Source organism: Rhizobium freirei PRF 81 (assembly GCF_000359745.1).
Lineage (GTDB): Bacteria > Pseudomonadota > Alphaproteobacteria > Rhizobiales > Rhizobiaceae > Rhizobium > Rhizobium freirei.
Map to the genome: position 1 here is coordinate 274,183 of NZ_AQHN01000056.1, position 24,792 is coordinate 298,974.

23 protein-coding genes are annotated in these 24,792 nt (G+C 60.8%); 6 read left to right on the forward strand and 17 right to left on the reverse strand.

Features of this window, described 5'->3' with window-relative positions:
• Positions 1-67: 67 nt before the first annotated feature.
• Positions 68-556, forward strand: coding sequence for a MaoC family dehydratase (locus RHSP_RS13265; RefSeq protein WP_004117612.1), 489 nt, complete (start codon positions 68-70; stop codon positions 554-556).
• Positions 557-576: 20 nt separating this feature from the next.
• Here RHSP_RS13265 and RHSP_RS13270 read toward each other — a convergent pair whose 3' ends face one another.
• The 6 genes from RHSP_RS13270 to RHSP_RS13295 form a co-directional block, all read right to left on the reverse strand.
• Entirely contained in the window at positions 577-1,125 is a 549-nt protein-coding gene (locus tag RHSP_RS13270) for a sarcosine oxidase subunit gamma (protein WP_004117615.1), read from the reverse strand.
• A complete protein-coding gene (locus RHSP_RS13275; protein WP_004117623.1) occupies positions 1,118-4,114 on the reverse strand; it encodes a sarcosine oxidase subunit alpha in 2,997 nt (998 codons plus the stop codon). Before RHSP_RS13275 ends, RHSP_RS13270 begins: the two co-directional genes overlap by 8 nt.
• The gene (locus tag RHSP_RS13280) at positions 4,111-4,476 is read right to left on the reverse strand and encodes a sarcosine oxidase subunit delta (RefSeq protein WP_004117626.1); all 366 of its coding nucleotides are present in this window, start codon (positions 4,474-4,476) and stop codon (positions 4,111-4,113) included. Before RHSP_RS13280 ends, RHSP_RS13275 begins: the two co-directional genes overlap by 4 nt.
• Before the next feature lie 15 nt (positions 4,477-4,491).
• Positions 4,492-4,911, reverse strand: coding sequence for a hypothetical protein (locus RHSP_RS13285; RefSeq protein WP_004117629.1), 420 nt, complete (start codon positions 4,909-4,911; stop codon positions 4,492-4,494).
• A complete protein-coding gene (locus RHSP_RS13290) occupies positions 4,911-6,164 on the reverse strand; it encodes a sarcosine oxidase subunit beta family protein (RefSeq protein ID WP_037151686.1) in 1,254 nt (417 codons plus the stop codon). The genes RHSP_RS13285 and RHSP_RS13290 overlap by 1 nt, the downstream gene beginning before the upstream one ends.
• A gap of 90 nt (positions 6,165-6,254) precedes the next feature.
• Positions 6,255-6,521, reverse strand: coding sequence for a hypothetical protein (locus RHSP_RS13295; protein WP_004117636.1), 267 nt, complete (start codon positions 6,519-6,521; stop codon positions 6,255-6,257).
• 337 nt (positions 6,522-6,858) lie between these two features.
• Between RHSP_RS13295 and rpsU the strand changes: the two genes are divergently transcribed.
• From rpsU to RHSP_RS13315, 4 genes are all read left to right on the forward strand, one after another.
• Positions 6,859-7,071, forward strand: a complete 213-nt coding sequence (gene rpsU, locus RHSP_RS13300) for a 30S ribosomal protein S21 (protein WP_004117638.1) — start codon at positions 6,859-6,861, stop codon at positions 7,069-7,071.
• 138 nt (positions 7,072-7,209) lie between these two features.
• On the forward strand, positions 7,210-8,085 hold the full coding sequence (locus tag RHSP_RS13305) for a tetratricopeptide repeat protein (protein WP_037151689.1): 876 nt from the start codon (positions 7,210-7,212) through the stop codon (positions 8,083-8,085).
• A 115-nt stretch (positions 8,086-8,200) separates the two neighbouring features.
• Entirely contained in the window at positions 8,201-9,271 is a 1,071-nt protein-coding gene (locus RHSP_RS13310) for an NAD(P)/FAD-dependent oxidoreductase (RefSeq protein WP_004117642.1), read from the forward strand.
• Between the two features lie 253 nt (positions 9,272-9,524).
• Positions 9,525-11,180: a sensor histidine kinase gene (locus RHSP_RS13315; protein WP_004117643.1), complete on the forward strand. Its 1,656-nt coding sequence runs from the start codon at positions 9,525-9,527 to the stop codon at positions 11,178-11,180.
• A gap of 83 nt (positions 11,181-11,263) precedes the next feature.
• Here RHSP_RS13315 and RHSP_RS13320 read toward each other — a convergent pair whose 3' ends face one another.
• The 9 genes from RHSP_RS13320 to dctP all read right to left on the reverse strand — a co-directional run bounded on the left by RHSP_RS13320 (position 11,264) and on the right by dctP (position 21,355).
• On the reverse strand, positions 11,264-12,520 hold the full coding sequence (locus tag RHSP_RS13320; RefSeq protein ID WP_004117644.1) for an RNA polymerase sigma factor: 1,257 nt from the start codon (positions 12,518-12,520) through the stop codon (positions 11,264-11,266).
• The gene (locus RHSP_RS13325) at positions 12,517-12,921 is read right to left on the reverse strand and encodes a YciI family protein (RefSeq protein WP_004117646.1); all 405 of its coding nucleotides are present in this window, start codon (positions 12,919-12,921) and stop codon (positions 12,517-12,519) included. The genes RHSP_RS13320 and RHSP_RS13325 overlap by 4 nt, the downstream gene beginning before the upstream one ends.
• 242 nt (positions 12,922-13,163) lie before the next feature.
• Entirely contained in the window at positions 13,164-14,558 is a 1,395-nt protein-coding gene (locus RHSP_RS13330) for an NAD(P)(+) transhydrogenase (Re/Si-specific) subunit beta (RefSeq protein WP_037151972.1), read from the reverse strand.
• Between the two features lie 10 nt (positions 14,559-14,568).
• Positions 14,569-14,967 carry a proton-translocating transhydrogenase family protein gene (locus tag RHSP_RS13335; protein WP_004117651.1) on the reverse strand — a complete coding sequence of 133 codons (399 nt, stop codon included), beginning with the start codon at positions 14,965-14,967 and terminating at the stop codon, positions 14,569-14,571.
• Position 14,968: 1 nt separating this feature from the next.
• Positions 14,969-16,132 carry a Re/Si-specific NAD(P)(+) transhydrogenase subunit alpha gene (locus RHSP_RS13340; RefSeq protein WP_037151692.1) on the reverse strand — a complete coding sequence of 388 codons (1,164 nt, stop codon included), beginning with the start codon at positions 16,130-16,132 and terminating at the stop codon, positions 14,969-14,971.
• Between the two features lie 104 nt (positions 16,133-16,236).
• Positions 16,237-16,461 (reverse strand): aa3-type cytochrome c oxidase subunit IV, encoded by a 225-nt coding sequence (locus RHSP_RS13345; RefSeq protein WP_004117657.1) that lies wholly within the window; start codon positions 16,459-16,461, stop codon positions 16,237-16,239.
• Between the two features lie 179 nt (positions 16,462-16,640).
• Positions 16,641-17,396 carry an N-acyl amino acid synthase FeeM domain-containing protein gene (locus RHSP_RS13350; RefSeq protein WP_004117659.1) on the reverse strand — a complete coding sequence of 252 codons (756 nt, stop codon included), beginning with the start codon at positions 17,394-17,396 and terminating at the stop codon, positions 16,641-16,643.
• A 317-nt stretch (positions 17,397-17,713) separates the two neighbouring features.
• A complete protein-coding gene (locus RHSP_RS13355; protein WP_004117662.1) occupies positions 17,714-20,017 on the reverse strand; it encodes a putative bifunctional diguanylate cyclase/phosphodiesterase in 2,304 nt (767 codons plus the stop codon).
• A gap of 231 nt (positions 20,018-20,248) precedes the next feature.
• Positions 20,249-21,355: a TRAP transporter substrate-binding protein DctP gene (gene dctP / locus RHSP_RS13360; RefSeq protein WP_004117664.1), complete on the reverse strand. Its 1,107-nt coding sequence runs from the start codon at positions 21,353-21,355 to the stop codon at positions 20,249-20,251.
• Positions 21,356-21,649: 294 nt separating this feature from the next.
• Here dctP and RHSP_RS13370 point away from each other — a divergent pair, with 294 nt between their 5' ends.
• On the forward strand, positions 21,650-22,420 hold the full coding sequence (locus tag RHSP_RS13370) for a gamma-glutamyl-gamma-aminobutyrate hydrolase family protein (protein ID WP_004117666.1): 771 nt from the start codon (positions 21,650-21,652) through the stop codon (positions 22,418-22,420).
• 128 nt (positions 22,421-22,548) lie between these two features.
• On the opposite strand, the gene RHSP_RS13375 is transcribed toward RHSP_RS13370, so the two are convergent.
• Both RHSP_RS13375 and RHSP_RS13380 read right to left on the reverse strand, forming a co-directional pair.
• Entirely contained in the window at positions 22,549-23,517 is a 969-nt protein-coding gene (locus RHSP_RS13375) for a 2-hydroxyacid dehydrogenase (RefSeq protein ID WP_004117668.1), read from the reverse strand.
• 132 nt (positions 23,518-23,649) lie between these two features.
• Positions 23,650-24,672, reverse strand: coding sequence for a LacI family DNA-binding transcriptional regulator (locus RHSP_RS13380; protein ID WP_004117670.1), 1,023 nt, complete (start codon positions 24,670-24,672; stop codon positions 23,650-23,652).
• Between the last annotated feature and the right edge of the window lie 120 nt (positions 24,673-24,792).

A 24,792-nucleotide genomic window follows, 5' to 3' on the forward strand; every position in this document is an offset into this window, starting at 1 on the left:
TCGCAGTTGCACTTTCATTCCCGATTCGCCAAAAGGGGTGCTGACCACACAGACTGACGAGGTTGGAATGCCTGGCGAAATTTCGCTTGCTGAGATCATAAGACTTGGAGGAACGGAGATCGGCGTCTCCGACTGGATCGCCGTTGACCAGACCATGATCGACACCTTTGCCGATGCCACGCTCGATCACCAGTTCATCCACGTCGATCCGGAGCGCGCCAGGGCGGAAACACCCTATGGCGGCACCATCGCCCACGGCTTCCTGACGCTCTCGCTGCTCTCGGCGATGAACTATAGCGGCTTGCCCAAGATCCGCGAACAGACCATGGGCATCAATTATGGCTTCGAAAAGATCCGCTTCATGTCGCCGGTCAAATGCGGCGCGCGCGTGCGCGGCCGCTTCATGCTTGCCGAAACCCGGCTACGTGGCGCCAATATGCTGATGCTGACCTATGATGTGACCGTGGAAATCGAAAATGAGCGCAAGCCGGCGCTGACTGCGACATGGACGACCATATCGCAGTTCGACCCGAAGGATCGGCCGGAAGAGGCTTGAGTCAAGCCGGCATCGGCCTCTTAGAGACCAGCATCCTCCGCACCTTCGGCCAAAAGGCCGAAAGCGTAGTCGGAGAAGGAGCGCCAGACTTCGACTCGGAACGTTTCCTCATCAAGCCGCAAGATCACGACTTCCGCCTTGCCGAGCAGCGTGCGCGAGCAAGCGCCGACGGGGAATGCGCCCAACGAAACGTCCTGCGAGCAGCCGGCGGCAAGCGTCGCTTCGGCACCGGGGCCGGACACGATCACAGCGGTATTGCGATGCGAGACATTGGTCGCCGAGTGCAACGCACCAGCCGATGCAGCCACATCGACGAGGTCTGCACCATTCTCGTCGATGACGAGCCATTCATCCGGGCCGAGCCACAGAGCGTGACGACCATTATTGCTGGCCGAGGTCTTCGGCCGGGTCGGCACTTGCAGGCCAAGCGCATGCGAAAGACCGTCAACGGAATCGGCAGGCGCGCGCAGCGAAATGCGGCTTGCGGGTGCCGCGGGTGTCAGCCGAACGGTGGCCGAGCCGCCGTGACGGCCGGAAAGCGGCAATTTGCGGGTAGCGAGATCAGCCATTGATCCGGCCTCCTTCCTTGTCAAAGAACACCAGATCCGTCACCTCGACGGCAATCGTCTTGTCGGGCATCGGCACATAGAGCGTCTTACCCATGCGCTCGCGCCCGCCGGCAACCAGCGCGAAGGCGATGGAGCGGCCGAGATTTTCGGACCAATAGGCCGAGGTGACATGGCCGAGCATGGTCATCGGCTTCGGCTCGTTCGGATCGGCGACGATCTGCGCGCCCTCCTCCAGCACCACCTTCGGATCGCGGGTGACGAGACCGACGAGCTGCTTGCGCCCTTCCTTGACGAGATCCGGGCGCTTCAGGCCGCGAATGCCGACGAAATCGGTCTTTTTCTTGGAAACGGCCCAGGCAAGCCCGGCATCGTCGGGCGTCACCGTGCCGTCCGTATCCTGGCCGACGATGATGTAGCCCTTCTCGGCGCGAAGGACGTGCATGGTCTCGGTGCCATAGGCGCAAGCGCCCAGCGGCTCGGCGCGAGCCCAGACGGCTTCCAGAACCGACTGGCCGTAATCGGCCGGCACGTTGATTTCATAGCCGACTTCACCGGTGAAGGAGACGCGGAACAGCCGTGCCGGCACGCCGCAAACCTTGCACTCGGCCACGCTCATATGCGGGAAGGCCTCGTTGGACAGATCCTGACCCTCGACGAGCGGCTCGATCATCTCGCGCGCCTTAGGCCCCTGGACGGCGATGACAGCCCATTGCTCGGTGGTCGAGGTCAGCCACACCTTCAGATGCGGGAACTCGGTCTGCAGATAGTCTTCCATATGATGCAGCACGCGCGGCGCGCCGCCAGTCGTGGTGGTCACGTGGAAGCGGTCCTCGGCCAGTCGTCCGACGACACCGTCGTCATAGACGAAGCCGTCCTCGCGGGTCATGATGCCATAGCGGCAGCGGCCAGGCTTCAGCGTATCCCAGGCATTGGTGTAGATCAGGTTCAGGAACTCGGCCGCGTCCGGCCCGACCACTTCGATCTTGCCGAGCGTCGAGGCATCGAACACGCCGGCCACTTCGCGCGCCGTGCGGCATTCGCGATCGACGGCCTGATGCATGGTCTCGCCGGCGCGAGGATAGAACCAGGCGCGCTTCCAGTTGCCGACATCTTCGAAGATCGCGCCGTGCGCTTCTTCCCAGCCATGCATCGGCGTCTTGCGGGCGGGGTCGAAGAGCGGGCCGCGCGAATGGCTGATGAGCGTGCCGTAGGTCACAGGCGTATAGGGCGCACGGAAGGTGGTGAGGCCGACCTGCGGAATATCCTTGCCGAGCATTTCGGCTGCGATCGCCAGCCCGTGCATGTTGGAAAGCTTGCCCTGGTCGGATGCCATGCCGTTGGTGGTGAAGCGCTTGATATGCTCGATGGAATGCATGCCCTCGCGCACGGCAAGGCGAATATCCTTGGCGCAGACGTCGTGCTGGAAATCGACGAAAGCCTTCGCATTCGTGTCCGGCCCTGCCCCTTCGGCAGCACCGATCATGCCGCCGGTCCATTCGAAAGCCTGCTCGGCATGGAGCTGGATCTTCTCGCCGCCATTAGTCGCTCCGGTGGCACGCGCCATCAGCTCACCGGCGGCAAGCGATTCCTCGATCGCCGCCTGCAGCCCGTCCGTGCCGTTGCAGGCACCGACGGAAAGGCAATCCTGAACATAGGTGCCTGGCAGGAAGCGCTGCTTCTCGGCCTCGAACTTCAGCTTGCCGCGCGATTGCGAGAACATATGGACCGATGGCGTCCATCCGGCCGAGACCAGCAGAGCGTCAATCGCGATCTTGCGCTTGGCGGAGCTGCCGTTGCGCGAAACCGTCATGGAGGAGACGCGCAGCTTGCCGGCCGTGTCGACGACGGCGTAGTCGGTCATCACCTCGATGCCGAGCCGCTTTGCCTCGGCCAGGACGGCTTCGCCCGGACGAGCGCGGCTGTCGACGATGGCAACGACCGAGACACCGGCACGCTTTAGATCGAATGCAGCCTCGTAGGCGGAATCATGCGCCGTATAGACGCCGATCTTCGCGCCGACGGCGACGCCGTAATGGTTGAGATAGGCGCGTGCGGCCGATGCGAGCATGATGCCCGGCCGGTCGTTGTTCGGAAACACCATGTGGCGTTCGATGGCGCCGGTCGCCAGGATGACGCGCTTGGTGCGGACCTGCCACAGTCGCTCGCGCGGCAGGTTGCGGCCGGGCTTCGCCAGATGGTCGGTCACCCGCTCGGCAAGGCCGAGGAAATTGTGATTGTAATAGCCGAAAGCGGTCGTGCGGGTCAGCACCTGAACATTCGGCATCGCCTTGAGCTTGGCGAGGATAGCCTGCGCCCAGTCATAGCCCTCGACACCGTCGATCTTGACGCCTGTGTCGAAACGCAGCGCCCCGCCGACTTCCGGCTGCTCGTCGCAGAGGATGACCTTGGCACCGGTTTCGGCAGCGGCGAGCGCCGCGGAAAGACCGGCGACACCGGCACCGACGACGAGAACGTCGCAATGGGCATAGCGGCTGGCGTAGTGATCCGGATCCTCTTCCGTGGGCGCGACACCAAGGCCGGCGGCGCGACGGATGAAGGGCTCATAGATGTGCTTCCAGGCCGACTTCGGCCACATGAAGGTCTTGTAGTAGAAACCGGCCGCAAAGAACGGCGACATCAGATTGTTGACGCCGCCGATATCGAAGGCGAGCGACGGCCAGCGGTTCTGCGACTGCGCCTTCATGCCGTCGAAGACTTCCTGGACGCTTGCGCGCACGTTCGGCTGCCTGCGCGCCGCATCGCGGGAGATGTCGAGCAGCGCATTCGGCTCTTCGGCCCCGGCTGACAGAATGCCACGCGGACGGTGATACTTGAAGGACCGGCCGACGAGATGGACGCCGTTGGCAAGCAGCGCGGAGGCGACGGTGTCGCCTTCGAGCGCTGTATAGGTCTTGCCGTCAAAAGTGAAGCGAGCGGTTCTGGCCGGCGTCAGACGTCCCTTGCCCGCGATACGATTGGCGCCGCTCATTCAGCTAATCCCTCTGTTTGTGCCGTCTGTTCTTGTTCGTTCTGATGCTGCGCTGCCGGCTCGGAAGTGCGCGGCAGCAGCGTCGCCGGATCCGGCTTCGGCTCGCCGGCCTTGTAGGTCCGGTAGAAATGATCGCTCACCGTGTCGCGCGCCGCATTGAAGAAGCGGCCGCAGCCATGGATGTGCCGCCAGCGCTCGAAGATCAGGCCCTTCGGATTGTCGCGCAGGAAGAAATATTCCTCGAACTCTTCATCCGAGATCCCGGCAATATTGGCCGGCCGCACGATATGCGCATCGCCGGCGTTGCGGAATTCGAGTTCCGAACGCTCTTCCTCGCAATAGGGGCAGTAAATCAGCAGCATCGTTTTCTACCTGTGTTAAAGCTCGGAGCCCGAAAGGCTTGTGCCGGGAGGCTGGGCGCAGAGCCGCCGTCCCATGGTGACGAAAGGTGTTACGCGCTTCAAAAGCGCCTCCAGCGATCCATAGGGTTTCAGCACGTTGGTCATTCCCAGATTGACCATGCTCATGCCCAGCAGATCCGTATCCAGTACGAAAGCCCTTGATGCTTCCGGCGTCTGCTTCGGCACGAAATAAACTTCCGGCTTGTTCAGCACTTTGGCACAGAGAAGCGTTCCGCTTTCGGCCACGAAAGGCCAATCCGTTTCGTTCTGCGCTTTATGGATCACCTGCATGCGAAAATCCTTGACCCCTGGCAAGAGATCGCTGACCTCGGTCGCGACCCTTCCCGCTGGCAGCAAAAGCCCTGCCGCAAGAACGATCCCGACCGCCGTCGGCATCAGTGCGCCACGGCAGCAGCTGCCGCTTCATCGATCAGACGGCCGGTGCGGAAACGATCCAGATTAAGTCCGGCATTGAACCGATGCGGCTCGTCGCGGGCGATGAGATGCGCAAACAGATTGGCCGAACCCGGCGTCGCCTTGAAACCGCCCGTGCCCCAGCCGCAATTGACATAGAGACCCGGCACCGGCGTCTTCGACTGGATCGCCGAACGGTCCGGCGTGTTGTCGACGATGCCACCCCAGGAGCGCATCATCTTGACGCGGCGGAACATCGGGAAGAGCTCGCAGATCGCATCCAGCGTATGCGTGATGATCTGCAGACCGCCGGTCTGGCTATAGGAGTTGTACTGGTCCGTGCCAGCGCCGATGACGAGCTCACCCTTGTCGGACTGCGAGATATAGGCATGCACCGTGTTCGACATCACGACACAAGGGAAGATCGGCTTCAGCGGCTCGGAGACGAGCGCCTGCAGCGGGCTCGACTGCAGCGGCACGCGCACGCCCGCCATCTGCATGACGACGGTGGTATGGCCGGCCGCGGAAACGCCGACCTTCTTGGCGCCGATGAAGCCCTTGCTCGTTTCGACGCCCGTCACACGGCCATCCGGGCCGCGGCGAATACCGGTCACTTCGCAATTCTGGATGATGTGCACACCGCGATCGGAAGCGGCGCGGGCAAAGCCCCAGGCAACCGCATCGTGCCGCGCCGTCCCGCCACGACGCTGCAGGGCCGCGCCGTTGATCGGATAGCGCGCCGTCTTGGAAATATCGAGCGGCGGACAATAAGCCTTGGCCTGCTCCGGCGTCAGCCATTCATTGTCGATGCCGTAGAGGCGGTTGGCATGGATATGCCGCTTGAAGGACTGCTGGTCGTGCACATTGTGCGACAGCATCATCACGCCGCGCGGGGAGTACATGACATTGTAGTTGAGATCCTGAGACAGCCCCTCCCAGAGCTTCATCGAATGCTCGTAGATGTGCATGCTCTCTTCATAGAGATAGTTCGAGCGGATGATGGTCGTGTTGCGGCCGGTATTGCCGCCGCCGAGCCAGCCCTTTTCGATCACGGCGACATTGGTGATGCCATGCTCCTTGGCGAGGTAGTAGGCCGCGCCCAGGCCGTGACCGCCGGCGCCGACGATAATGACGTCATACTCCTTGCGCGGCTCCGGCGAGGTCCATTGAGCCTCCCAGCCCTTGTGAGCCCGCATCGCTTCCCGTGCCACGGCAAAAACCGAGTATTTACGCATTCGCCCTCAACTCCTTCAGGCAAGACGCCAATTTTATGGGTCATACAAATCGCAAATCAGAAACCGACACAACGGCTCTTTTGCGACGCATTAGGGACCAGCTTTCGACACGGCTAAAAAGAATGAGCGGGTGGCGAGACTGAACCCTCCAGCTGAGCGCCCGCTGATATGGCCGAATTCATACTTGCCGAGAAATAAACCACGTTGTTGCATCACGTGCAAAAGATGTGAGTTCTTGCCGAAGCGCACCTTGCCCGCGACGACAGGCCGAAGCATGGCAGCGAGAACGGCAAAGGCAAGCGCGGGCGCGATGGGCAGCCTGACGACGGCGGCGAGATCGAAGACGCCATAGAGCATCTCCCCCTCATCATCTGGCAACTGCGAGAATCAGGCTGTTGCCATTGCCCGAATGACAGGGATCGGGAATTTCCCATAGGCATGCCAGTCTGCAAAGACGGAAAATCAAGCCCGCATCCCATAGCCGCAACAGCGCAGACACGGCATCAATAGCCAAAGTCGGTACTCGACAAACCGCTTTTTCCTCTGCAAACTCACGATCTGGCTAGACTTTGACAAACCGATCTGCTATCTCGCCTAACCAATCGCAAGGCTGCGGCTGCGCGAACGTTATATTTTTGCCTCCTGGCGCTGCCGTCGCCGCTGGCATCAACCAAACCAAAGGAACGTGATTCTCGTGCAGGTACTTGTCCGCGATAACAATGTCGACCAGGCTCTCCGCGCTCTCAAGAAGAAGATGCAGCGCGAAGGTATTTTCCGCGAAATGAAGATGCGCGACTACTATGAAAAGCCGTCGCAGAAGCGTGCTCGCGAGAAGGCTGAAGCTGTTCGTCGCGTTCGCAAGCTTGCTCGCAAGCGCGCTCAGCGCGAAGGCCTGGTTGCCAAGTAATCGCCGTTTTTTCGACGTTTTCAGATGCATGTGTGGCGGGGGCGAGTCGTTCGCCGCCGCCTTTTTGATTTATTCTCTGCGCAAATCGGATTAAATCAGAACCGCCTGATATGACGCATGGGGAAAGCGAACCCGATAATGGCAATGACGACTTTCGAAAAGTACCGCACTTCGAACCTCTCCTCCCGTGTTTCGAAGCGCGTTGCGGCCCTGCCAGCCTTGGCGATTCTTGCCGCAATCAGCCTTTCCGGCTGCCAGACAGCGTCCACCGATAGCGTGATCCGCATCGACAAGGCGCAAGGCTCTTCGGAAAATATCGCTTCGCTGACCTCGGTCATCAATGCCAATCCACAGGATCCGGAAGGCTACAACGTACGCGGCACGGCCTATGGCCGCGGCGGCGATTTCAGCCGCTCGCTCGGTGACTTCAACCAGGCCATCCAGCTCAATCCAAAATTCTACCAGGCTTACGCCAACCGCGCGCTCATCTACCGCAATATGGGCAAGCTGCCGGAGGCGATCGCAGACTACAATGCCGCGCTGCAGATCAACGGCAATTACGACGTCGCCTATATCGGCCGCGGCAATCTCTACCGCCAGGCCGGCCGCGACAACGATGCCTTCAACGACTATTCGAAGGCGATCAGCCTGGGAACAACGGATGGCCGCGCCTATAACGGCCGCGGCGTGATCTTCCAGAAGCGCAATCAGCAGGATAAGGCGATCGACGATTTCTCCAAGGCGATCTCGCTGTCGCCGAATTCGCCGGAGCCCTACAACAGCCGCGGCATCTCCTATCTCGCGCAGAATGACGATGACAACGCCTTCGCAGACTTCAATCACGCCATCGATCTGAACAACAAGGTCGCCGAATCCTGGGCAAACCAGGCCTTCGTCTATGAGCGCAAGGGCGACAAGGTGAAGGCCCGCCGTTCTTATCAGCACGCGGTCAATCTCGACCAGAACTATCAGCCGGCCAGGGATGGCCTGGCGCGCGTCGGCGTCGGCTCGTGAGATAACGGCATAGCGATAAGAGACGTTCGGCCGCCGGCAACCTCTGCCCGGCGGCTTTTCTTTGCGCCATCGAGCGCTTAATCTCGCGACACGCCCATCCGAACGAGACAGCGACATGCCCTCTCCACAGAAAATCATCGTCATCGGCGCTGGAATCATCGGCACGTCCATCGCCTGGCATCTCCAGCGCAAAGGTGCAGACGTTACGGTGGTCGCGCAGACGATCGGTGGTGTCGCAACGCCGAATTCCTTCTCCTGGATCAACGCCAGCTGGGGAAATCCTGAATTCTATTTCCGTTTCCGTCACCGCTCGATGGCCGAATGGTCGCGGCTTGCGCCGGAACTGCCGGGCTTGCCGCTGTCATGGTGCGGAGGATTGTGCTGGGATCTTCCTGAAACCGAACTGGATACCTATGCCGCAAGACACCACGGCTGGGGCTACGGCATACAGCCGGTCAATCGGGCGACCAGCGCGATGATCGAACCGAACCTCGCAGACCCGCCGGATTATGCGCTGCATGTCGCCGAGGAAGGTGCCGTCGAGCCCGTGGCAGCCGCCGAGCTGCTACTGAAGGATGCGGCGCATCGTGGCGCTGCATTGTTATCCGGCATCGAGGTCAAGCGTCTGCTCGTGAAGCGCAACCGGATTGTCGGCATCGAAACACACGACGGGGCGATGTACGCCGATCATGTCGTTCTTGCCGCCGGCGCCGGCACGGCGGCGCTTGCGGCATCGGCCGATATCCTGGTGCCGCTCGAAACACCGCCGGGGCTCATCGTCCATTCCCGCCCCGTGCACAAAATGCTGAACGGTCTGGTGATGGCGCCGGAATTGCATATGCGCCAGACACGGGAGGGGCGGATCATTGCCGGCGGCGACTTCGGCGGCACCGATCCCGGCGACGATCCGCAGGCGGCTGCCCGCGAACTTTTCGCCAAAACCAAAGCAGCCTTGAAAGGCGGCGAAGCGCTGGAACTCGATTTCCACAGCATAGGCCATCGTCCGACGCCGAAGGACGGCTTCCCCATCCTGGGCCGCGTCGATGCAGTACCGGGCCTCTATCTCGCGGTCCTGCATTCCGGTGTCACCCTGGCGCCGCTGGTCGGCTTGCTTGCAGCAGAAGAACTCATCGACGAGAGGGACGATCAACAACTGACCCCATTCCGCCTGTCCCGCTTTGCCTGACCCGGCAAAGAAAGCCGTCAGCGCAACCCAAGGGACGTATCGCCATCGTCGTAAATATCGGGGATCGCTTACGATTTCGCGGCAATGACTTTTCAGATGTTGCAAGGCAATTTACCGGGCCCTAACATGGGCGTTCCAAGAGCATGTAGCTCAAGTCTAAGCATGGGGGCGCTTGGCATGATGACCAAAACCATTCTTCCCGCATTTGCCAACACTTTCGCTCGTCATGGAGATACGATCGGTTGATCGCCCCATGAGGAAGCCGCATTTCCCGAAAGCATCGATTGGGGCCTATCTGATCGCCATAGCCTTGGCGATCGCTTTGCCGATCCTGGCTTTCGTCGCGTTGCTTCTCGTTCAGCTCGAAAACAATGAGCGCGATGTGTTGAAGGGCGATACCGTTCAGGCCGCTCAGGCCCTGGCGCGCGTCATCGACCGGCAATTGCAGGACATGGCAACGACGTTGCGGCTGCTGTCTTCCTCGCCGGAGCTCGAGCACAATGACATCGCCACCTTCTTCGCACGGACAGAGACGGTGCTGCGCACCGACTCACTCTTCGTGCTGCTTATGGAAAAGGATGGCCAGATCCGGCTGAATACCCGCTGGCCACTCGGCAAGGCGCTCGGCAAGACCGGCAACATGGCGGCACTGCAATCAGCATTGGACTCCGGACGCATCGAAACCTCCGATGTCTTTATGGGCTCAACTGTCCGCCGCTGGGTCTATAACGTCACGCTGCCCTTGGAGCACTCTCCGGCAGGCGCTGCACTGGCCATAACTCAGGATGCCGACGATCTTGCCAAGCTTATAACGACGGAAGCATTGCCGCCGGGCTGGTCAGCCGCCGTCATCGATAAATCCGGCCACATCGTTGCCGCCGGCGGCCCGACCACCCATGCGCCGGGCGACGCATTCAACAAGGAGATCCTGTCGAAGCTGATCGCATCCAGCGGCGTCTATCAGGATGACAAAATCCTGCCCCACTCGCTGCTCGGATATGCGCAGATCTCCGGCTGGTCGTGGAAGGCAATCGTCTGGGGGCCGGTCACCTCGGCACAATCCTCGCTGATGAGCACCTGGCGCTTTCTTATCTATGGCGGCGTCACGCTGCTGCTGGTTGCGCTGATCGCCGTCTACGCGCTGGCGCGGCAGGTGCGCATCACCATACAGAGCATCGCCGACATGGCCGATCGCATGGGCCGCGGCGAGATCGTGGCGCCGATCGACACCAGCGTTATCGAGGCCAACCAGGTGGCCGTTGCGCTCTCCAATGCCTCCTTCGACCGCAGCGTCACGGAAGACCGTCTGCATTTCGTCATGCATGAACTGGTTCATCGCACCAAGAACCTGCTGGCGCTCGCCCAGGCGATGACCCGTCAGCTCGCGCGTCAGGCGGATAGCGTCGATACGTTCCAGCGGGCGGTCGCCGACCGCTTGGAGGGATTGGCCCGTTCGATCGAGGTGCTGACGAGCGAGCAATGGTCCGGCGTCTCGTTGCGGCGGGTGATCGACATCCATCTCGCGACTTTCCTGCAAGCGCCGCAACAGCTCGACGTTCGCGGCAATGATTTCCTGCTGAAGCCGGAAGCCGTTCAAAATCTCGGCCTGATCCTGCATGAGCTGGCGACCAATTCGGTAAAATATGGCGCGCTCTCCGCTCCCGAAGGCAGGATCGCCATCGAATGGACGAATGAGGTTGGCGAGAACGGATCGATGATTCACTTCGTCTGGACCGAAAGCGGCGGCCCCGAGGTCAAGCCGCCGACCGAAACCGGGTTCGGCACCACCGTCACGAAGGTCCATGCCGCTGCATCCTTCGGCGGGCATGTCGAGGTCGATTTCCGCCCTGCCGGCCTCGTCTGGACGCTGATCGCGCCGCGTAACATGATGGAACGCGAGCGGACTTGATACCTAGAGCATTTCCAGGAGAAGTGCGCGGCGGTTTTCCGTCCGGAATGCGTAAGAAAACAAGAAGATAGAGCGGAAACGCTCTATGGTTGGCTGACGGGAGCCTCGGCGCGGGCCAGCAGCAGGGCGCGCTCTTTTTCATTGCCGGTCAATTCGGCAGCACGGCGGAACTCGGCGCTAGCCTCTGCAACGCGGCCCAGCTTCGCTAGAAGATCGCCCCGCACGGTCGGCAGCAAATGCGACCCCTTCAAGCGCGGCTCGCCTGCCAGCGTGTCAGCGACAGCGAGACCCTGCGCGGCGCCAAACGCCATGCCGACGGCCACAGCCCGGTTGATTTCGGCGATCGGCGACGGCGCTGCCACGATGAGCGCCTGATAGCAAGCGGCGATGGCGATCCAGTCGGTATCGGCGGCGGTCACTGCCCGGGAATGGCAGGCCGCGATCATCGCCTGCAGCAAATAAGGACCGGGCATCGGCGTCAGAAGCATGGCGCGGGCCAGACCATCGAGGCCGCTGCGGATCAGCGACCAGTTCCACCGGCTACGGTCCTGATCGAGCAGCAGGGTCGGATTGCCCGCCCCATCGACCCTGGCGGCAAAGCGTGAGGCGTGCAGCTCCATGAGAGCCAGCAAACCCAGCACCTCCGGCTCTTGCGGCATCAGCGCCGCCAGCGAGCGCCCCAACCGCAAGGCTTCGCCGCAAAGATCGGTACGCAGCCAATGCGGCCCTTCCGTTGCGACATACCCCTCATTGAAGATCAGATAGACCACCTCCAGCACCACAGCGAGACGCTCCCGCCTCTCCTCGCCGCGTGGCGTCTCGAAAGCGATTTCGGCATCGCGGAGCGTCCGCTTGGCGCGGACGATGCGCTGGGCAATGGTGGTTTCGGGCAACAGGAACGCACGACCGATCTCTTGCGTGGACAGCCCGCCCAGCAACCGCAAGGCAAGGGCTGCGCGTTGCTCGGCGGGCAGCACCGGATGGCAGGCAGTGAAGATCAGCCGCAGCAGATCGTCGTCCATATCTTCATCCAGCATCGACTCGATATCGGGCGTCTCGCGTTCCAGTGCTGCGAAGTCGATGGCCAGTTCGCGATGCTTGCCGTCGATCAGCGTGGTGCGGCGCAGCCGGTCAAGCGCGCGGTTCTTGGCAATCCGGGTCAGCCAAGCTGCCGGGTTGCGCGGAATACCATCGCGGGGCCAGCGTTCGAGTGCGAGCACGAAGGCGTCCTGCGCGATCTCCTCGGCCAGACCGATATCCCGCAGCAAGCGGTTCAGCCTGGCGGCGAGCTTAGGCTGCTCGATCCGCCAGACCGCTTCGATGGCACCTGCCGTGGTCATCCCTTCAGGTCGCGAAAGCCTTCGGCCGCCTTCTGCACATCCTCAGGGAACTCGCTCATCTCGTGGATGCGGCGGACTTCGATGATGTCGTTTTCCGACGCGGGGCAACGACGCGCCCATTCAATGGCCTCGTCGCGCGAGCGCACGTCGAGGATCCAATATCCGCCGAGCACCTCCCTGACTTCGGCAAACGGGCCGTCGACGACGGCGGGTTTTCCGCCCTTGAAGCTCACGCGAGCTCCTGAAGCCGGCGGATGCAGCCCTTCGAGCGCCAGAAGCACGCCAGCCTTCTTCAGCTCTTCGTTATATTTCATCATCGCTTCGATCGCCTCCGGGCTGGGCATGGCGTCGGGCGCAGCAGAAGCATAGCCGCCGGGGATCATCAGCATCATGAATCGCATGAGTTCTTTCTCCTTGGTTGGTTAGAACATACCACACGACGAGCGAGCCACGGCAGAATCGACGAGACCTCGAAAATAAATCGGATTTCCGGCGAAGAGGTGTCAGGCAGGGCGAGCACGCGCACGCATTGGCATCCGTCCCGATTGTCCTCTCACAGGAGGGCTGCTGTTCCGGTCGCAATCCAGGCCCTTAACCGCTCGGCGGTGTCCCGCCCCTGGGCGCTGGAGCGGGGCGCTCCACCCTACCCGTTCATCGCCTTGACGATTTCCTCGGTCACCTTCTTGGCGTCGCCCAAGAGCATCATCGTGCCATCCTTGTAGAACAGCGTGTTGTCGATGCCGGCATAGCCGGAGCCGAGCGAGCGCTTGACGAAAAGGCAGGTCTTGGCCTTGTCGACATCGAGGATGGGCATGCCGTAGATCGGCGAGGTCTTGTCGTCACGTGCCGCCGGATTGGTGACATCATTGGCGCCGATGACATAGGCGACATCGGCCTGGGCGAATTCCGAATTGATGTCCTCGAGCTCGAAGACTTCATCATAGGGCACATTGGCTTCGGCGAGCAGCACGTTCATATGACCGGGCATGCGGCCGGCAACGGGGTGGATCGCATATTTCACATCGACGCCATGCGCCTTCAGCCTGTCTGCCATTTCGCGCAGCGCATGCTGGGCCTGCGCGACCGCCATGCCGTAACCGGGGACGATGACAACCTTGGAGGCATTGGCCATCAGATAGGCGGCATCCTCTGCCGAGCCGAGCTTCACAGTCTTGTCGGAATTGTCGGCCCCACCCGATGCGGTCTCACCACCGAAGCCGCCGAGGATGACCGAGATGAAGGAGCGGTTCATGCCCTTGCACATGATGTAGGACAGGATCGCGCCCGAAGAGCCGACAAGCGCGCCGGTGATGATGAGCGCGAGATTGCCGAGCGTGAAACCGATGCCGGCGGCGGCCCAGCCGGAATAGGAATTCAGCATCGAAACGACGACCGGCATGTCGGCGCCGCCGATCGGCACGATCAGCAGCACGCCGAGCGCCAGCGACAGCAGCACGACGGCCCAGAAGGCGAAATGGCTCTCGCCTGCCGCCAGGCTGATGATGAAGAAGACGATCAGGACGAGCAGAGCGGCGTTGATGATATGCCGGTTCGGCAGCAGGATCGGTTTGCCGGACATGCGCCCGTCGAGCTTCAGGAAGGCGATGATCGAGCCGGTGAAGGTTAGCGCGCCGATGGCGACGCCGATCGCCATTTCGATGCGCGCTTCCGTATGGATATGGCCGATTTCGCCAATCCCGAAGGACGACGGCGTATAGAGCGCTGAAGCGGCCACGAGGACCGCCGCAAGGCCGACGAGCGAATGGAAGCCGGCCACAAGCTGCGGCATCGAGGTCATCGGGATGATGCGGGCGATATAGGCACCTGCCCCGCCGCCGATAGCGAGGCCGAGAACGATCAGCACGAAGCCGCCGAAAGACGGCGTCGCCAGCACCAGCGTCGTGGCGATGGCGATGCCCATGCCGATCATGCCGTAGAGATTGCCGCGCCGGCTGGTGGCCGGGTGGGACAGGCCGCGCAGCGCCAGGACGAACAGCACGCCGGAGACGAGATAGAGGAAAGCCGCGATATTGCTCAGCATGCCGCCCTCACTTGTCCTTCTTCTTGTACATCGCCAGCATGCGCTGGGTGACAAGGAAGCCGCCGACGATATTGACCGAGACAAGCACGAGTGCAACGAAGCCGAAGCCGGTGGCCAGCCCGCTCGCCGAAATGCCGACAGCCAGCAATGCGCCGACGACGATGACCGAGGAGATGGCGTTCGTCACCGCCATCAGCGGCGTGTGCAGGGCCGGCGTGACCGACCAAACGACGTAATAGCCGACGAAGATCGCCAGCACGAAGATGGCAAGCTGGAAGACGAAGGGATCGATCGCTCCGCCCGTTGCGGCGCTCGCAGCTTCGGGCGCTTGCGCAGCGGCGGTCCTGACGGCGGTGACGGCATCGTTCAGTTGCTGCAGTGCCTGGTCCATTGCTTGGCTGGCCATCTCAGAGATCTCCCTTGTTGACCGTCGGCTGGTCGGGATCGACGAAATTCGGGTGTACGACTTCGCCGTCATCCGTCAGCATCGTCGCCTTGATCAGTTCGTCGGTACGATTGAGGCCGAGGCTCTTGCTGTCCTTGTCGACCATCGTTTCCAGGAAGGTGACGAGATTCTTGGCGTAAAGGGCCGAGGCGCTCGCCGCGATCCGGCCGGCCATGTTGGGATAGCCGACCACTCTGACGCCCTCGACCTCGGTGATCCTGCCGTATTCCGCGCCCTCGATATTGCCGCCGCGCTCGACAGCGAGATCGACGGCGACGGCACCGGGGCGCATCGCCTTCAGCATGTCGCGGCTGACGAGGCGCGGCGCAGGCCGGCCGGGGATCAGCGCAGTGGTGATGATGATGTCCTGCTTGGCGATATGATCGGCGACGAGAGCATCCTGCTTGGCCTGATACTCCCTGGACATTTCCTTGGCATAGCCGCCGGCAGTCTCGGCAGCCCTGAATTCCTCGTCCTCGACGGCGATGAATTTCGCGCCGAGCGAAGCGACCTGTTCCTTGGCAGCCGGGCGTACATCCGTTGCGGAAACCAGCGCGCCGAGACGCCGCGCGGTAGCAATCGCCTGCAGACCGGCAACGCCGGCACCCATGACGAACACCTTCGCCGCCGGCACCGTGCCCGCCGCGGTCATCATCATCGGCAGTGCCCGATCATAGACGGCAGCGGCCTCGATGACGGCCTGATAGCCGGCGAGGTTTGCCTGCGACGACAGAACGTCCATCGACTGCGCCCGAGTGATGCGCGGCATCAGCTCCATGGCAAAACTCGTGAGTCCAGCGCGTGCCATCTCGGCAAGCGCGGCCTCGTTGCCATACGGATCCATAATGGCAATGACGACCGCGCCGCTCTTGTAGCCGGCGATCTCCTTACTCGTCGGGCGCCTGACTTTGAGAATGACATCCGCGCGCTCGGCATCCTTTGCCGTGCCAAGGTGCGCACCGATGGCTTCGTACTCACCATCCGGAATGCGCGACGAGGCGCCCGCGCCAGCTTCAACGATAACGTCGAAGCCGAGGCTCCTCATCTTCTTCACGCTCTCGACGGAAGCCGCAACGCGCGTTTCCTCCGCCAGGCTTTCCTTGGCCACGAAAACCAGATTGCTCAACGACAACACCTCGCATCAAACGGCGGCGCGTCCGGCAAGGCGGCGCTGCAGACTCACGGGAAGGCTTGGACCAGAAAGGCCCAGCGTCGATCAGCGCTGGAACGTCAGCGCAGCAGAATGATGCTGGCGATGGAAAGAACGATGAAAATGAGCAGGCCGCCGAGGAACCCGGCATGACCGAAGAAACCGGCTGCCATGGCGATCATCAATGCTGCAACGATCGCAGACCCGACCCGAGCACCCGTGATGAACAGACCATAGGTCTTCTCATGCTCCTTGTAATCCATGGGAGCACCAGTTTCAGCGGGTCCAGTGTGATGTTCAGCCATTCAAAATCTCCCCTCGATGCACTCAGCCCCATAGGGCCAATAACCGGCCAGGAGCTGGAGTTCGTCCTCAAAAGCGGCGGCACCTAGCACTAAGGTGCCGCCGCCAAATTTCCTCTACCGAGGGGTTACACAAAGCGACGAGAAATGCAATGCACGAGAAGGTCGCATCCGTGCACAGGTCAGCCGAATTGTCCGCGAATCTCGCGCCGCCCGCCACTTGCCAGCCGCGCGGTCGGCAGGATGGTCAGAGGCGGTGAGCCGTTGTCCTCGTTGCGGCCGAACATCATGCGCCGTTCGTAGGGCTCCGAATCGAAGAACGGATATCGCGTCATCAGCTTCCCGCGGATCTCCTTCGACCGCGATGCCAGCAGCGTCAGTTCGAAGCCGTAGGTCTTGGTCATGCGTGGCGGCACGACCGTATCGGCATAGAAAACACGCTTGTAGAACGCCGCATGGGCCGGTCGGACATGCTGCATCACGCGATCCGTGTTGAAATAGATGGCACCAACAATCGCCGGCCTCAACGTCAGATAGGGCAGAGCCGGCAGTTCCAGCTCGAAATCGGGATCCACGGCAAAGCGCGCGGGATCGATGAGCGTCATGCCGGCATCGAGGAAGGCATGAATCTCGTCCGGGAAGATGCCGGTCGACTGGCATACCCGATGATCCGGCGTGACGTGGTGTATTCGCACCGTGCTCACCAGCTCTTCGTAATAGTAGACACCGAAGACATAGGCGTGATCGTCGAAATCGATGTCATCGATCAGGTTTTTGGCGGCCACCGGCAGGACGTCGCGTGCCTTGTAAGCCTTGTAGCGTAGCCGCGCGACATCCTCCATGTCCTCGCTGCTTTCGATCCGGCGGTACTCCACGTGATCGAGCACCTCCATCAGCTTGCCGGCGAAGCTGTTTTTCAAAGTACTCATATGAGTCATAGTTAATGTTCCGTGATGGTTAACGGAATATCTTTGGTATTAATAGAAAACTTGATCAATATTTGTTTTAAATTTTATTAACTATTCGTTCATTAAGGTTAATTTTCTTGGCAAATACCGGCAAAGGTTGAGGCTTCGAAAGCAGTTCTAGCTTCCATTGCTACAAGGCCGCGCTCTCGCAGCTTCGGCTCTCCATTTTAATATGGGGAAATCAGCCTGCGCCAATCACGCCATCCCGTCCGATGGCTTTCAAAGAGGCGAGCGATCGCTGCGAACGGCCTCAATGGCGGAGGATGACCCGGAGGGCCGCCGAGGGATCAGGCGACGTGATCGTGCCGCAGCCCCGACTGCCGGCGGGCGAGGCTCTCCACCATTCCGATAACCTGCTCTTGAGGCACGGGCGTGGAGAATACGTATCCCTGGATGATATCGGCGAGATTGCTCTCAACGATCAGCGCCAGTTGCTCCAGCGTCTCGACACCCTCGATCACGATGTGGAGGCTAAGAGCGCGGGAAAGATCGACAATGCCGCACAGAAGCTTGAAACGGCGGCTGTCCGTCGTAATGTCGCGAACGAAGGAGCGGTCGATCTTGACGACGTCCACCGGCAGGGAATCGAGATAGCTGAGGCTTGAAAAACCCGTGCCGAAATCGTCGATGGCGATCGTGATGCCCTTGGCGCGCAGATCGGCAAGAATGGAACGAACCGTCGCCATCTCGTCCATCAAGCAGCTTTCCGTCACTTCGAGATGCAGCCGCGTGGGCTCCAGCCCCGATGCGTCGAGCGCTTCCGCGACAATATGGACGATATCGTTGCTGCGCAGATCCTGCGCCGAGAGATTGACCGATACCGCGACCTGCCCCGGCCACGAAGCACAATCCCGGCAGGCCCGATTGATCATGAAGCGGGTGATGCCGCCGACAATGCCCATCTCTTCGGCGATCTGCACGAAGATGTTTGGCGGGATCGAACCCTTTTCCGGATGAGTCCAGCGCGCCAAAGCCTCGCAGCAATCGATGCGGGCGCCGTCCGGCGTGAACATGGGTTGATACATAGCCAGCAGATTGCCGGCCTCCACCGCCTCGCGCAGATCGTCCTTCAGCTTTTGCCGCTCGACATAGCGCGCATCCATCTCCTGCTCGAAGGCGCTGCAACTTCCCTTCATCCGCAGCTTGGCATCGAACAGTGCCAGATCGGCCTTGATCTGCCATTCCTCCGGCCGAAACTCGCGGCTCGACATTGTGACATAACCGCCGCTGAATGATATCCGGAAGCTGTTGTCATCGACATCGTACGTACCGGTCATCGCGGCGTGCAATGCGCGCACGCGCGAATCGATATCGGACTCATTGCTCTCATTTGGAAAGAACAGCACGAATTGATCGCCCACAAGACGGGCCGGAAGTACCGCGGAGCCCGCAAGCTGTTTCAAGCGCTCGCCGATAGCGACCAGCAGACGATCCCCGGTCACATGTCCCTTGGTGTCGTTGACATGCTTGAAGTCGTCCACGTCGAGCACGAGAATGCTGACCTGACTTTCGCCGCTGCGCGCAGCGAGCTTTTCTTTGACGAGCTCGACGAAATATTCGCGGTTTGGCAGCCCCGTCAGAGGATCGTAGCGCACCATGTGCAGGATCTTGCGCTCCGCTCGGATGCGCACCGTCACATCTTCGAAAATCAGGATGACGACGCCATCGGCGCGGCGGCTCGCCGAAAACTCCAGAAACTGATCTTCATTGAACTGGATCAGGGTGCGCGACAGCGTGCCGCTGACGAGCTGCGCCATCTGCCGCTGAATGAGCCCCGGCAGCGACCCGTCGATGAAGGCATGACGCGCGCCGTAACGCAGCACCACGTCGAATTCGCAATCCTTGAGCTGTTCCTGATGCGAGAAATTCAGGAGCTCGCATGCCTTGCGATTGACCACGAGGATGCGGTTATGCGCGTCGAGCATGAACAGGCCATGCGTCATATTGTTGAGTGCGGTGTCGAACCGATCGGCGATCTGCGATATCTCGCGCGAGGCGATGACGTTCTTGTAGAGAAATTCGCGCACGCCGTTCGCCATAGCGCGCGTCGTCAGTCCGAACGGGACGAGCATGATGGAAACGATCGCCTTATAGAGCTGCTCCGACATCAGACAGGCGATGATGATGGGCAGGCAGCAGGCAAGGGTCTGGAGATCGATCGCCTTCTGCGAACCGTAGTTGCGGCCGACGATCGATACCATCGACGCCATGGTTACGGCGATGCAGATGAATTCCGCCAGAGGATCCTGCACGATCAGAATGGCATAGCCACTGCCGACGCCGAGTATGGATGCGGTCGCCGCAGCCCCAATGACATAGCGTGTTTCCCAACTCGCAATATCGGCGCGCGTAAAATTATGCTTGTCGGCCGCGTCGAAGAGCCGGAACGAATACATCCGCAGCACGAAGACGGCTGCAAAAGCCAGGCAAAGAACGAGATAGATGCTGGCGCGCGTGCTCATGAACACGACGACATAGGTGAGGATATGAACGGCCACGCCCGTAAACAGCGTTTTACGGTTTCCGAAAAGCGAACTGACGAACGACAGATAAACATCCGTCGGTACGGTGTCCGGGCTTGGAGGCTTCATTCAGAGTTCCCCTGATGCGGCGGACACCCTAGTGGAAACTTTTTAAAATTTGATTGCCCAAATAGCACGTATATGGACAGATTTTCCAATTATGTCGGCAACTTAGGTTGAATTTAGGTCACGATACGCATCGTATTCGTGCAATCGTCCCAAGTGAACTCGAACGCCGGGACAATATTTAAATGGCTAATAAAGAAAATAAAACATCATGGGACACTTGCGCAATACGTATCAGAGCTTGCCCGCCCGCTGCTGGATCATCATGAATGTATCGAACGTATATTCTGAAAGCTGCATCCACAGATACGCATCCTTCTTGTAGGCGACCTGATCCGCATAGATGCGCTTGAAGGAATCATTGGATTTGGACAGATCGGCATAAAGCCCGTTGGCTGCCTGGAAACAGGCTTCCATGATCTCCTGGCTGAAGGGGCGCAGCGTCACGCCCTGCTGCACGATGTCCTTCAGCGCCTGGGGATTTTTCACATCATATTTCGCCAGCATGTTGGTATTGGCGAAAGCACAGGCGCCGGTGAGGATGGCCTGATAGTTCTTCGGCAGCCCGCTCCATTTTTCCAGATTGAAGAAGGCGTGCACCAAGGCACCGCCCTCCCACCATCCTGGATAATAGTAGAATTTGGCGATCTTCTGCAGCCCGAGCTTCAGGTCGTCATAGGGGCCGACCCATTCGACGGCGTCGACTGTGCCCTTGTCCAATGCGCCATAGACGTCATTGGCAGCAATATCCTGCAGCGGCGCGACGCCGATTTTCTGCATCACCTTGCCAGCCAGGCCGGCAATGCGCATCTTCAGGCCCTTGAGATCGTCGAGCGTGTTGATTTCCTTGCGGAACCAGCCGCCCATCTGCGCACCGGTATTGCCGGCGGGAAGCCCCAACATGCCTTGCGTGGCATAGAACTCGTTCATCAGCTTGTTGCCGTTGCCCTGGTAGAACCAGGCATTGGTCAGCCGGGCATTGAGGCCGAACGGCAGCGTCGTGCCGATGGCGTAGGTCGGATCCTTGTCCGCGAAATAATAGGAGCAGGTATGCGCGGCATCGACGGTTCCCGCGCTTACCGCGTCGGCGGCCTGCGCAGCGGGCACGATTTCGCCGGCCTCATAGACCTGAATGGTGAAATTGCCGTTCGTCGCGTCGGAAACATGAGCGGCGATATCCTCGGCGCCGCCGTAGATCGTGTCCAGGCTTTTTGGAAAGGACGACGTCATCTTCCAGGTGATCTTTGGATATTCCTGAGCCAGAGCCGGGCTTGCAAGCGTGGAGGCGGCAGCACCTGCGCCAACTGCTCCTGCCCGCCTTATGAAGGAACGGCGATCCATCGAAATCTCCCATACGGACGGCTATGCTGGAGAGCGGAACGCTCCCCGATCTGGCGCAAGCGATGGAGCTAACCACGCCGCACACGGTCTTTCAAGTTTGCTCTCGCATCGCATTATGGCGATTCCTGTACATCCTTGTGACGAATGAAGGCAAAGCCTTAGTGAAACCACTCCGCGTTGCCGACAGGCCTATATGCGCGTAGATTGAAAGCAAGGATAATCCGCCCTCGGATTGACATCTTCGTCTTCCAGGGATCGCAGCGAATAGCCGTTTTGCACCTTCCGGAGCTCTGAATGTCCAAACCAATCATCGCCATCCCCGCCGACATCCGCGAGTTCGACGGAGCGACCTGGCATGCGGTGCAGCAGCAATATGTCCGCGCTGCCGTCAAGGCAGCTGGACTGATGCCGCTGATCGTGCCGGCTTTGGAAGACGGCAACGATGCCGACGCCATTCTGGACCGGGTTGACGGCCTGCTCGTCTCCGGTTCTGCCAGCAACGTGCATCCGTCGCTTTATGGAAAAGAAGCGCGAGAAGGCGACGGCCCCTTCGATCCGGCGCGCGACGCGACATCGCTGCCGCTTATCCGCCGCGCCATCGAGCGCGCCATTCCGATGCTCGCCATCTGCCGCGGCATTCAGGAATTGAACGTCGCGCTCGGCGGCACGCTGGCAAGCGAGATCCAGGAGCAGCCCGGCATCTGGGACCATCGCAAGCCGCAGAATGTCGACCGGGACACGATGTATTCGATCCGCCAGAGCGTCTTCGTCAAGGAGGGCTCGTGCATCGCCCGTATCGTCGGCCCGGGCGAAGTGCGCGTCAACTCGCTGCATCGCCAGGCGATCGCCGAGACGGCGCCGAGACTGCAGGTGGAGGCCCTGGCCGAAGACGGCACCATCGAAGCCGTCTCCGTCATCGGCGCCAAGGCCTTTGCTGTCGGCGTGCAATGGCATCCGGAATATTGGGCCGAGACGGATTCGCCGTCGCGCAAGCTCTTCGTCGCCTTCGGCGATGCCGTGCGCGACTATGCGGCCAGCAAGGAGCGGCTCGCCGCCGCTCAATAAAGCAAAGCTCTTCCGCATTCCTTCGAATGCGCGAAAAAGCTCCATCTTCCCATTTCCCAACGCATTCCGGACGCGGAAACCGCTGCGCAGTTTTCCTGGAAATGTTCTATCCGCAGAAAGCGGCGTGATCAGCCGCGCAGCTTGATCGGCGTTTCCGGGACCGGCGTCACCGGCTGGCCCTTGGCGAACCATTCGATGACATTGTCGACCACGAGATCGGCCATGGCGTCGCGCGTCGGCACCGAGGCGGACGCCACGTGCGGCAGCAGCGAGACATTCGGCAGCGAGAGGTAGCCGGCCGGTACATTGGGCTCGTCGTAGAACACATCGAGGCCCGCAGCTCCCAGCGTGCCGTTGCCGAGCGCAGCAATCAGCGCGTCATCATCGACCGACCAGCCACGGCCGACATTGATGAACACGCCTTGCGGCCCGAGCGCCGACAGGATCTCGGCGTTGATGACCTTGTGCGTTTCCGGCGTCTTCGGCACGATGGAGATCAGCGTATCCACCGACTGCGCCATTTCCTTCAGGGTCGGGTAGTAGTCGTAGGGCAGCGAGTCCCGCGGTGAGCGCGTGTGATAGCCGATCTTCACCTTGAACGGTTCCAGCCGCCTGGCAATTTCCAAGCCGATACGGCCGAGACCGTTTATGCCGACGCGACGCCCCTTCATGGAGAAGGGCGAGAGCGGAAACGCCCCTTCCTTAACCCAGCGTCCCTCTCGCAGCCAATTTTCCGCCTTCGGAAGCTGCCGTAGCGTGTTCAGCAGCAGCGCGATCGCCGTATCGGCGACCTCATCATTCAGGACGTCAGGCGTATTCGTGACGACGATCCCTTTGGAAGCGGCATGTTTGACGTCGATACCATCATAGCCGACGCCGAAATTGGCGATGACTTCGACATTCGGAAAGGCATCGATCCAGGTAGCATCGAAGCCGCCCGAAACAGCGACGCCGCGGATACGGGCTGCAGTCTCCGCATCGACCTTCGGGCCACCATCACGCTCGACGGACACGATAGCGAACTGCTTTCCAAGCCTTTCGAGAACACGCGGGTGTATCTTCCCCGGAACGAGGACGGCGATGCGGTTATCGGACATGAATCTTTCCTCTTGCGGTACGGTTCGGCGCGACGGCAGCAATTCCAAGAAAACACGCGGCGGCTTCCCGCCCGGAATTGCATGGACACAATGAGATGGAGCGGTTCAGAGATTCCGTGAAGGGCTGGACTGCTACTGGCGAGCCTTGTAAGGCGCCGTCGATTGGCGAATGCGCATTTCCGGCTTGATGAGATGGATACCATCCGGCTCATGGCTTCCCGCCAGTCTATCCAAAAGCGCCCGTGCCGCAAGCCTTCCGACCTCGGCCTGACCGTTCCAGACCGTAGTCAGCGCCGGCGTCGCAATCGCCGCCTCTTCGAGATCGTCATAGCCGGTAACCGAAATGTCTCTCCCCGGAACAAGGCCGGCGCGAGAAATGCCGTTCATCAGACCGATGGCGACGAGATCGTTCCAGCAGACCGCTGCCGACGGCTTTTGCGGCAGCGACAGGAAATGCACCGCCGCCTCGAAGCCGCCCTGCTTGGAACGCGCGCCGGGAATGCGCAGATTGGGATCGACTTCGATGCCCGCCTTGCGCAGCGCATTGACATAGCCCTGATAGCGGTCCCGCCCGGTCGACGTCTGGTCGGTGCCGCCGATCATCGCAATGGTGCGGTGGCCGAGGCTGATGAGGTGGTTGGTGGCAAGCGAGATGCCGTAGCTATCGTCGCCGCGATAGGTCGGCAGGTCGAGCGCGTCGATCTGGCGCGCGACGAGGATGGCCGGCATGCCGTTTTCTTCCGCCAGCTCGAAGTCTTCCGGCGGCGTTCCGATCGCCGGCGACATGATGACGCCGTCGCCGCCGAGCTGCAGCAGCGTCTCGATGAAGGTTCGCTGCTTCTCGACCGAGTCATAGTGGTTGGAGAGAATGAAGGTGTGCCGGCTGCGATCGAGTTCGCTTTCGATCGCCTTCAGGATTTCCCCGTAAAACGGGTTCATGATGTCGTGAACGACGACGCCGATGATCCCCGATCGCGATGTCCTGAGGCTGGCTGCGCGGCGGTTGTAGATATAGCCGAGCGCACGGGCCTGGTCCTTGATCTTCTCGCGTGTATTGACCGCGACCAACGGGCTATCGCGTAAGGCCAGAGATACCGTTGCTGTTGAAATGCCGAGCGTTTCCGCAATCGTAGAAAGCTTTATCTTTTGCGCCACGCGCTCCCTCCCCGTGAAACGCAGCCGTAAACATATTCCGTTCGTCTTTTTGATTCCGGAATTTAAAATCTTTAATTAAAAGCTTTAATCGCGTCGCGCAACCCGAATTCTCGGGGATTG

Bases quoted from the DNA above. Each gene is read 5' to 3' on its own strand.
- RHSP_RS13325 (WP_004117646.1), bottom strand. From the start codon at position 12,921: ATGCGATTCATGATGCTGATGATCCCCGGCGGCTATGCTTCTGCTGCG.
- RHSP_RS13275 (WP_004117623.1), bottom strand. From the start codon at position 4,114: ATGAGCGGCGCCAATCGTATCGCGGGCAAGGGACGTCTGACGCCGGCC.
- dctP (WP_004117664.1), bottom strand. From the start codon at position 21,355: ATGGATCGCCGTTCCTTCATAAGGCGGGCAGGAGCAGTTGGCGCAGGT.
- RHSP_RS13265 (WP_004117612.1), top strand. From the start codon at position 68: ATGCCTGGCGAAATTTCGCTTGCTGAGATCATAAGACTTGGAGGAACG.
- RHSP_RS13320 (WP_004117644.1), bottom strand. From the start codon at position 12,520: ATGACCACGGCAGGTGCCATCGAAGCGGTCTGGCGGATCGAGCAGCCT.
- RHSP_RS13370 (WP_004117666.1), top strand. From the start codon at position 21,650: ATGTCCAAACCAATCATCGCCATCCCCGCCGACATCCGCGAGTTCGAC.
- RHSP_RS13290 (WP_037151686.1), bottom strand. From the start codon at position 6,164: ATGCGTAAATACTCGGTTTTTGCCGTGGCACGGGAAGCGATGCGGGCT.
- RHSP_RS13355 (WP_004117662.1), bottom strand. From the start codon at position 20,017: ATGAAGCCTCCAAGCCCGGACACCGTACCGACGGATGTTTATCTGTCG.
- RHSP_RS13270 (WP_004117615.1), bottom strand. From the start codon at position 1,125: ATGGCTGATCTCGCTACCCGCAAATTGCCGCTTTCCGGCCGTCACGGC.
- RHSP_RS13305 (WP_037151689.1), top strand. From the start codon at position 7,210: ATGGCAATGACGACTTTCGAAAAGTACCGCACTTCGAACCTCTCCTCC.
- RHSP_RS13280 (WP_004117626.1), bottom strand. From the start codon at position 4,476: ATGCTGCTGATTTACTGCCCCTATTGCGAGGAAGAGCGTTCGGAACTC.
- RHSP_RS13345 (WP_004117657.1), bottom strand. From the start codon at position 16,461: ATGGCTGAACATCACACTGGACCCGCTGAAACTGGTGCTCCCATGGAT.
- RHSP_RS13285 (WP_004117629.1), bottom strand. From the start codon at position 4,911: ATGCCGACGGCGGTCGGGATCGTTCTTGCGGCAGGGCTTTTGCTGCCA.
- RHSP_RS13295 (WP_004117636.1), bottom strand. From the start codon at position 6,521: ATGCTCTATGGCGTCTTCGATCTCGCCGCCGTCGTCAGGCTGCCCATC.
- RHSP_RS13310 (WP_004117642.1), top strand. From the start codon at position 8,201: ATGCCCTCTCCACAGAAAATCATCGTCATCGGCGCTGGAATCATCGGC.
- RHSP_RS13375 (WP_004117668.1), bottom strand. From the start codon at position 23,517: ATGTCCGATAACCGCATCGCCGTCCTCGTTCCGGGGAAGATACACCCG.
- RHSP_RS13350 (WP_004117659.1), bottom strand. From the start codon at position 17,396: ATGACTCATATGAGTACTTTGAAAAACAGCTTCGCCGGCAAGCTGATG.
- RHSP_RS13315 (WP_004117643.1), top strand. From the start codon at position 9,525: ATGAGGAAGCCGCATTTCCCGAAAGCATCGATTGGGGCCTATCTGATC.
- RHSP_RS13335 (WP_004117651.1), bottom strand. From the start codon at position 14,967: ATGGCCAGCCAAGCAATGGACCAGGCACTGCAGCAACTGAACGATGCC.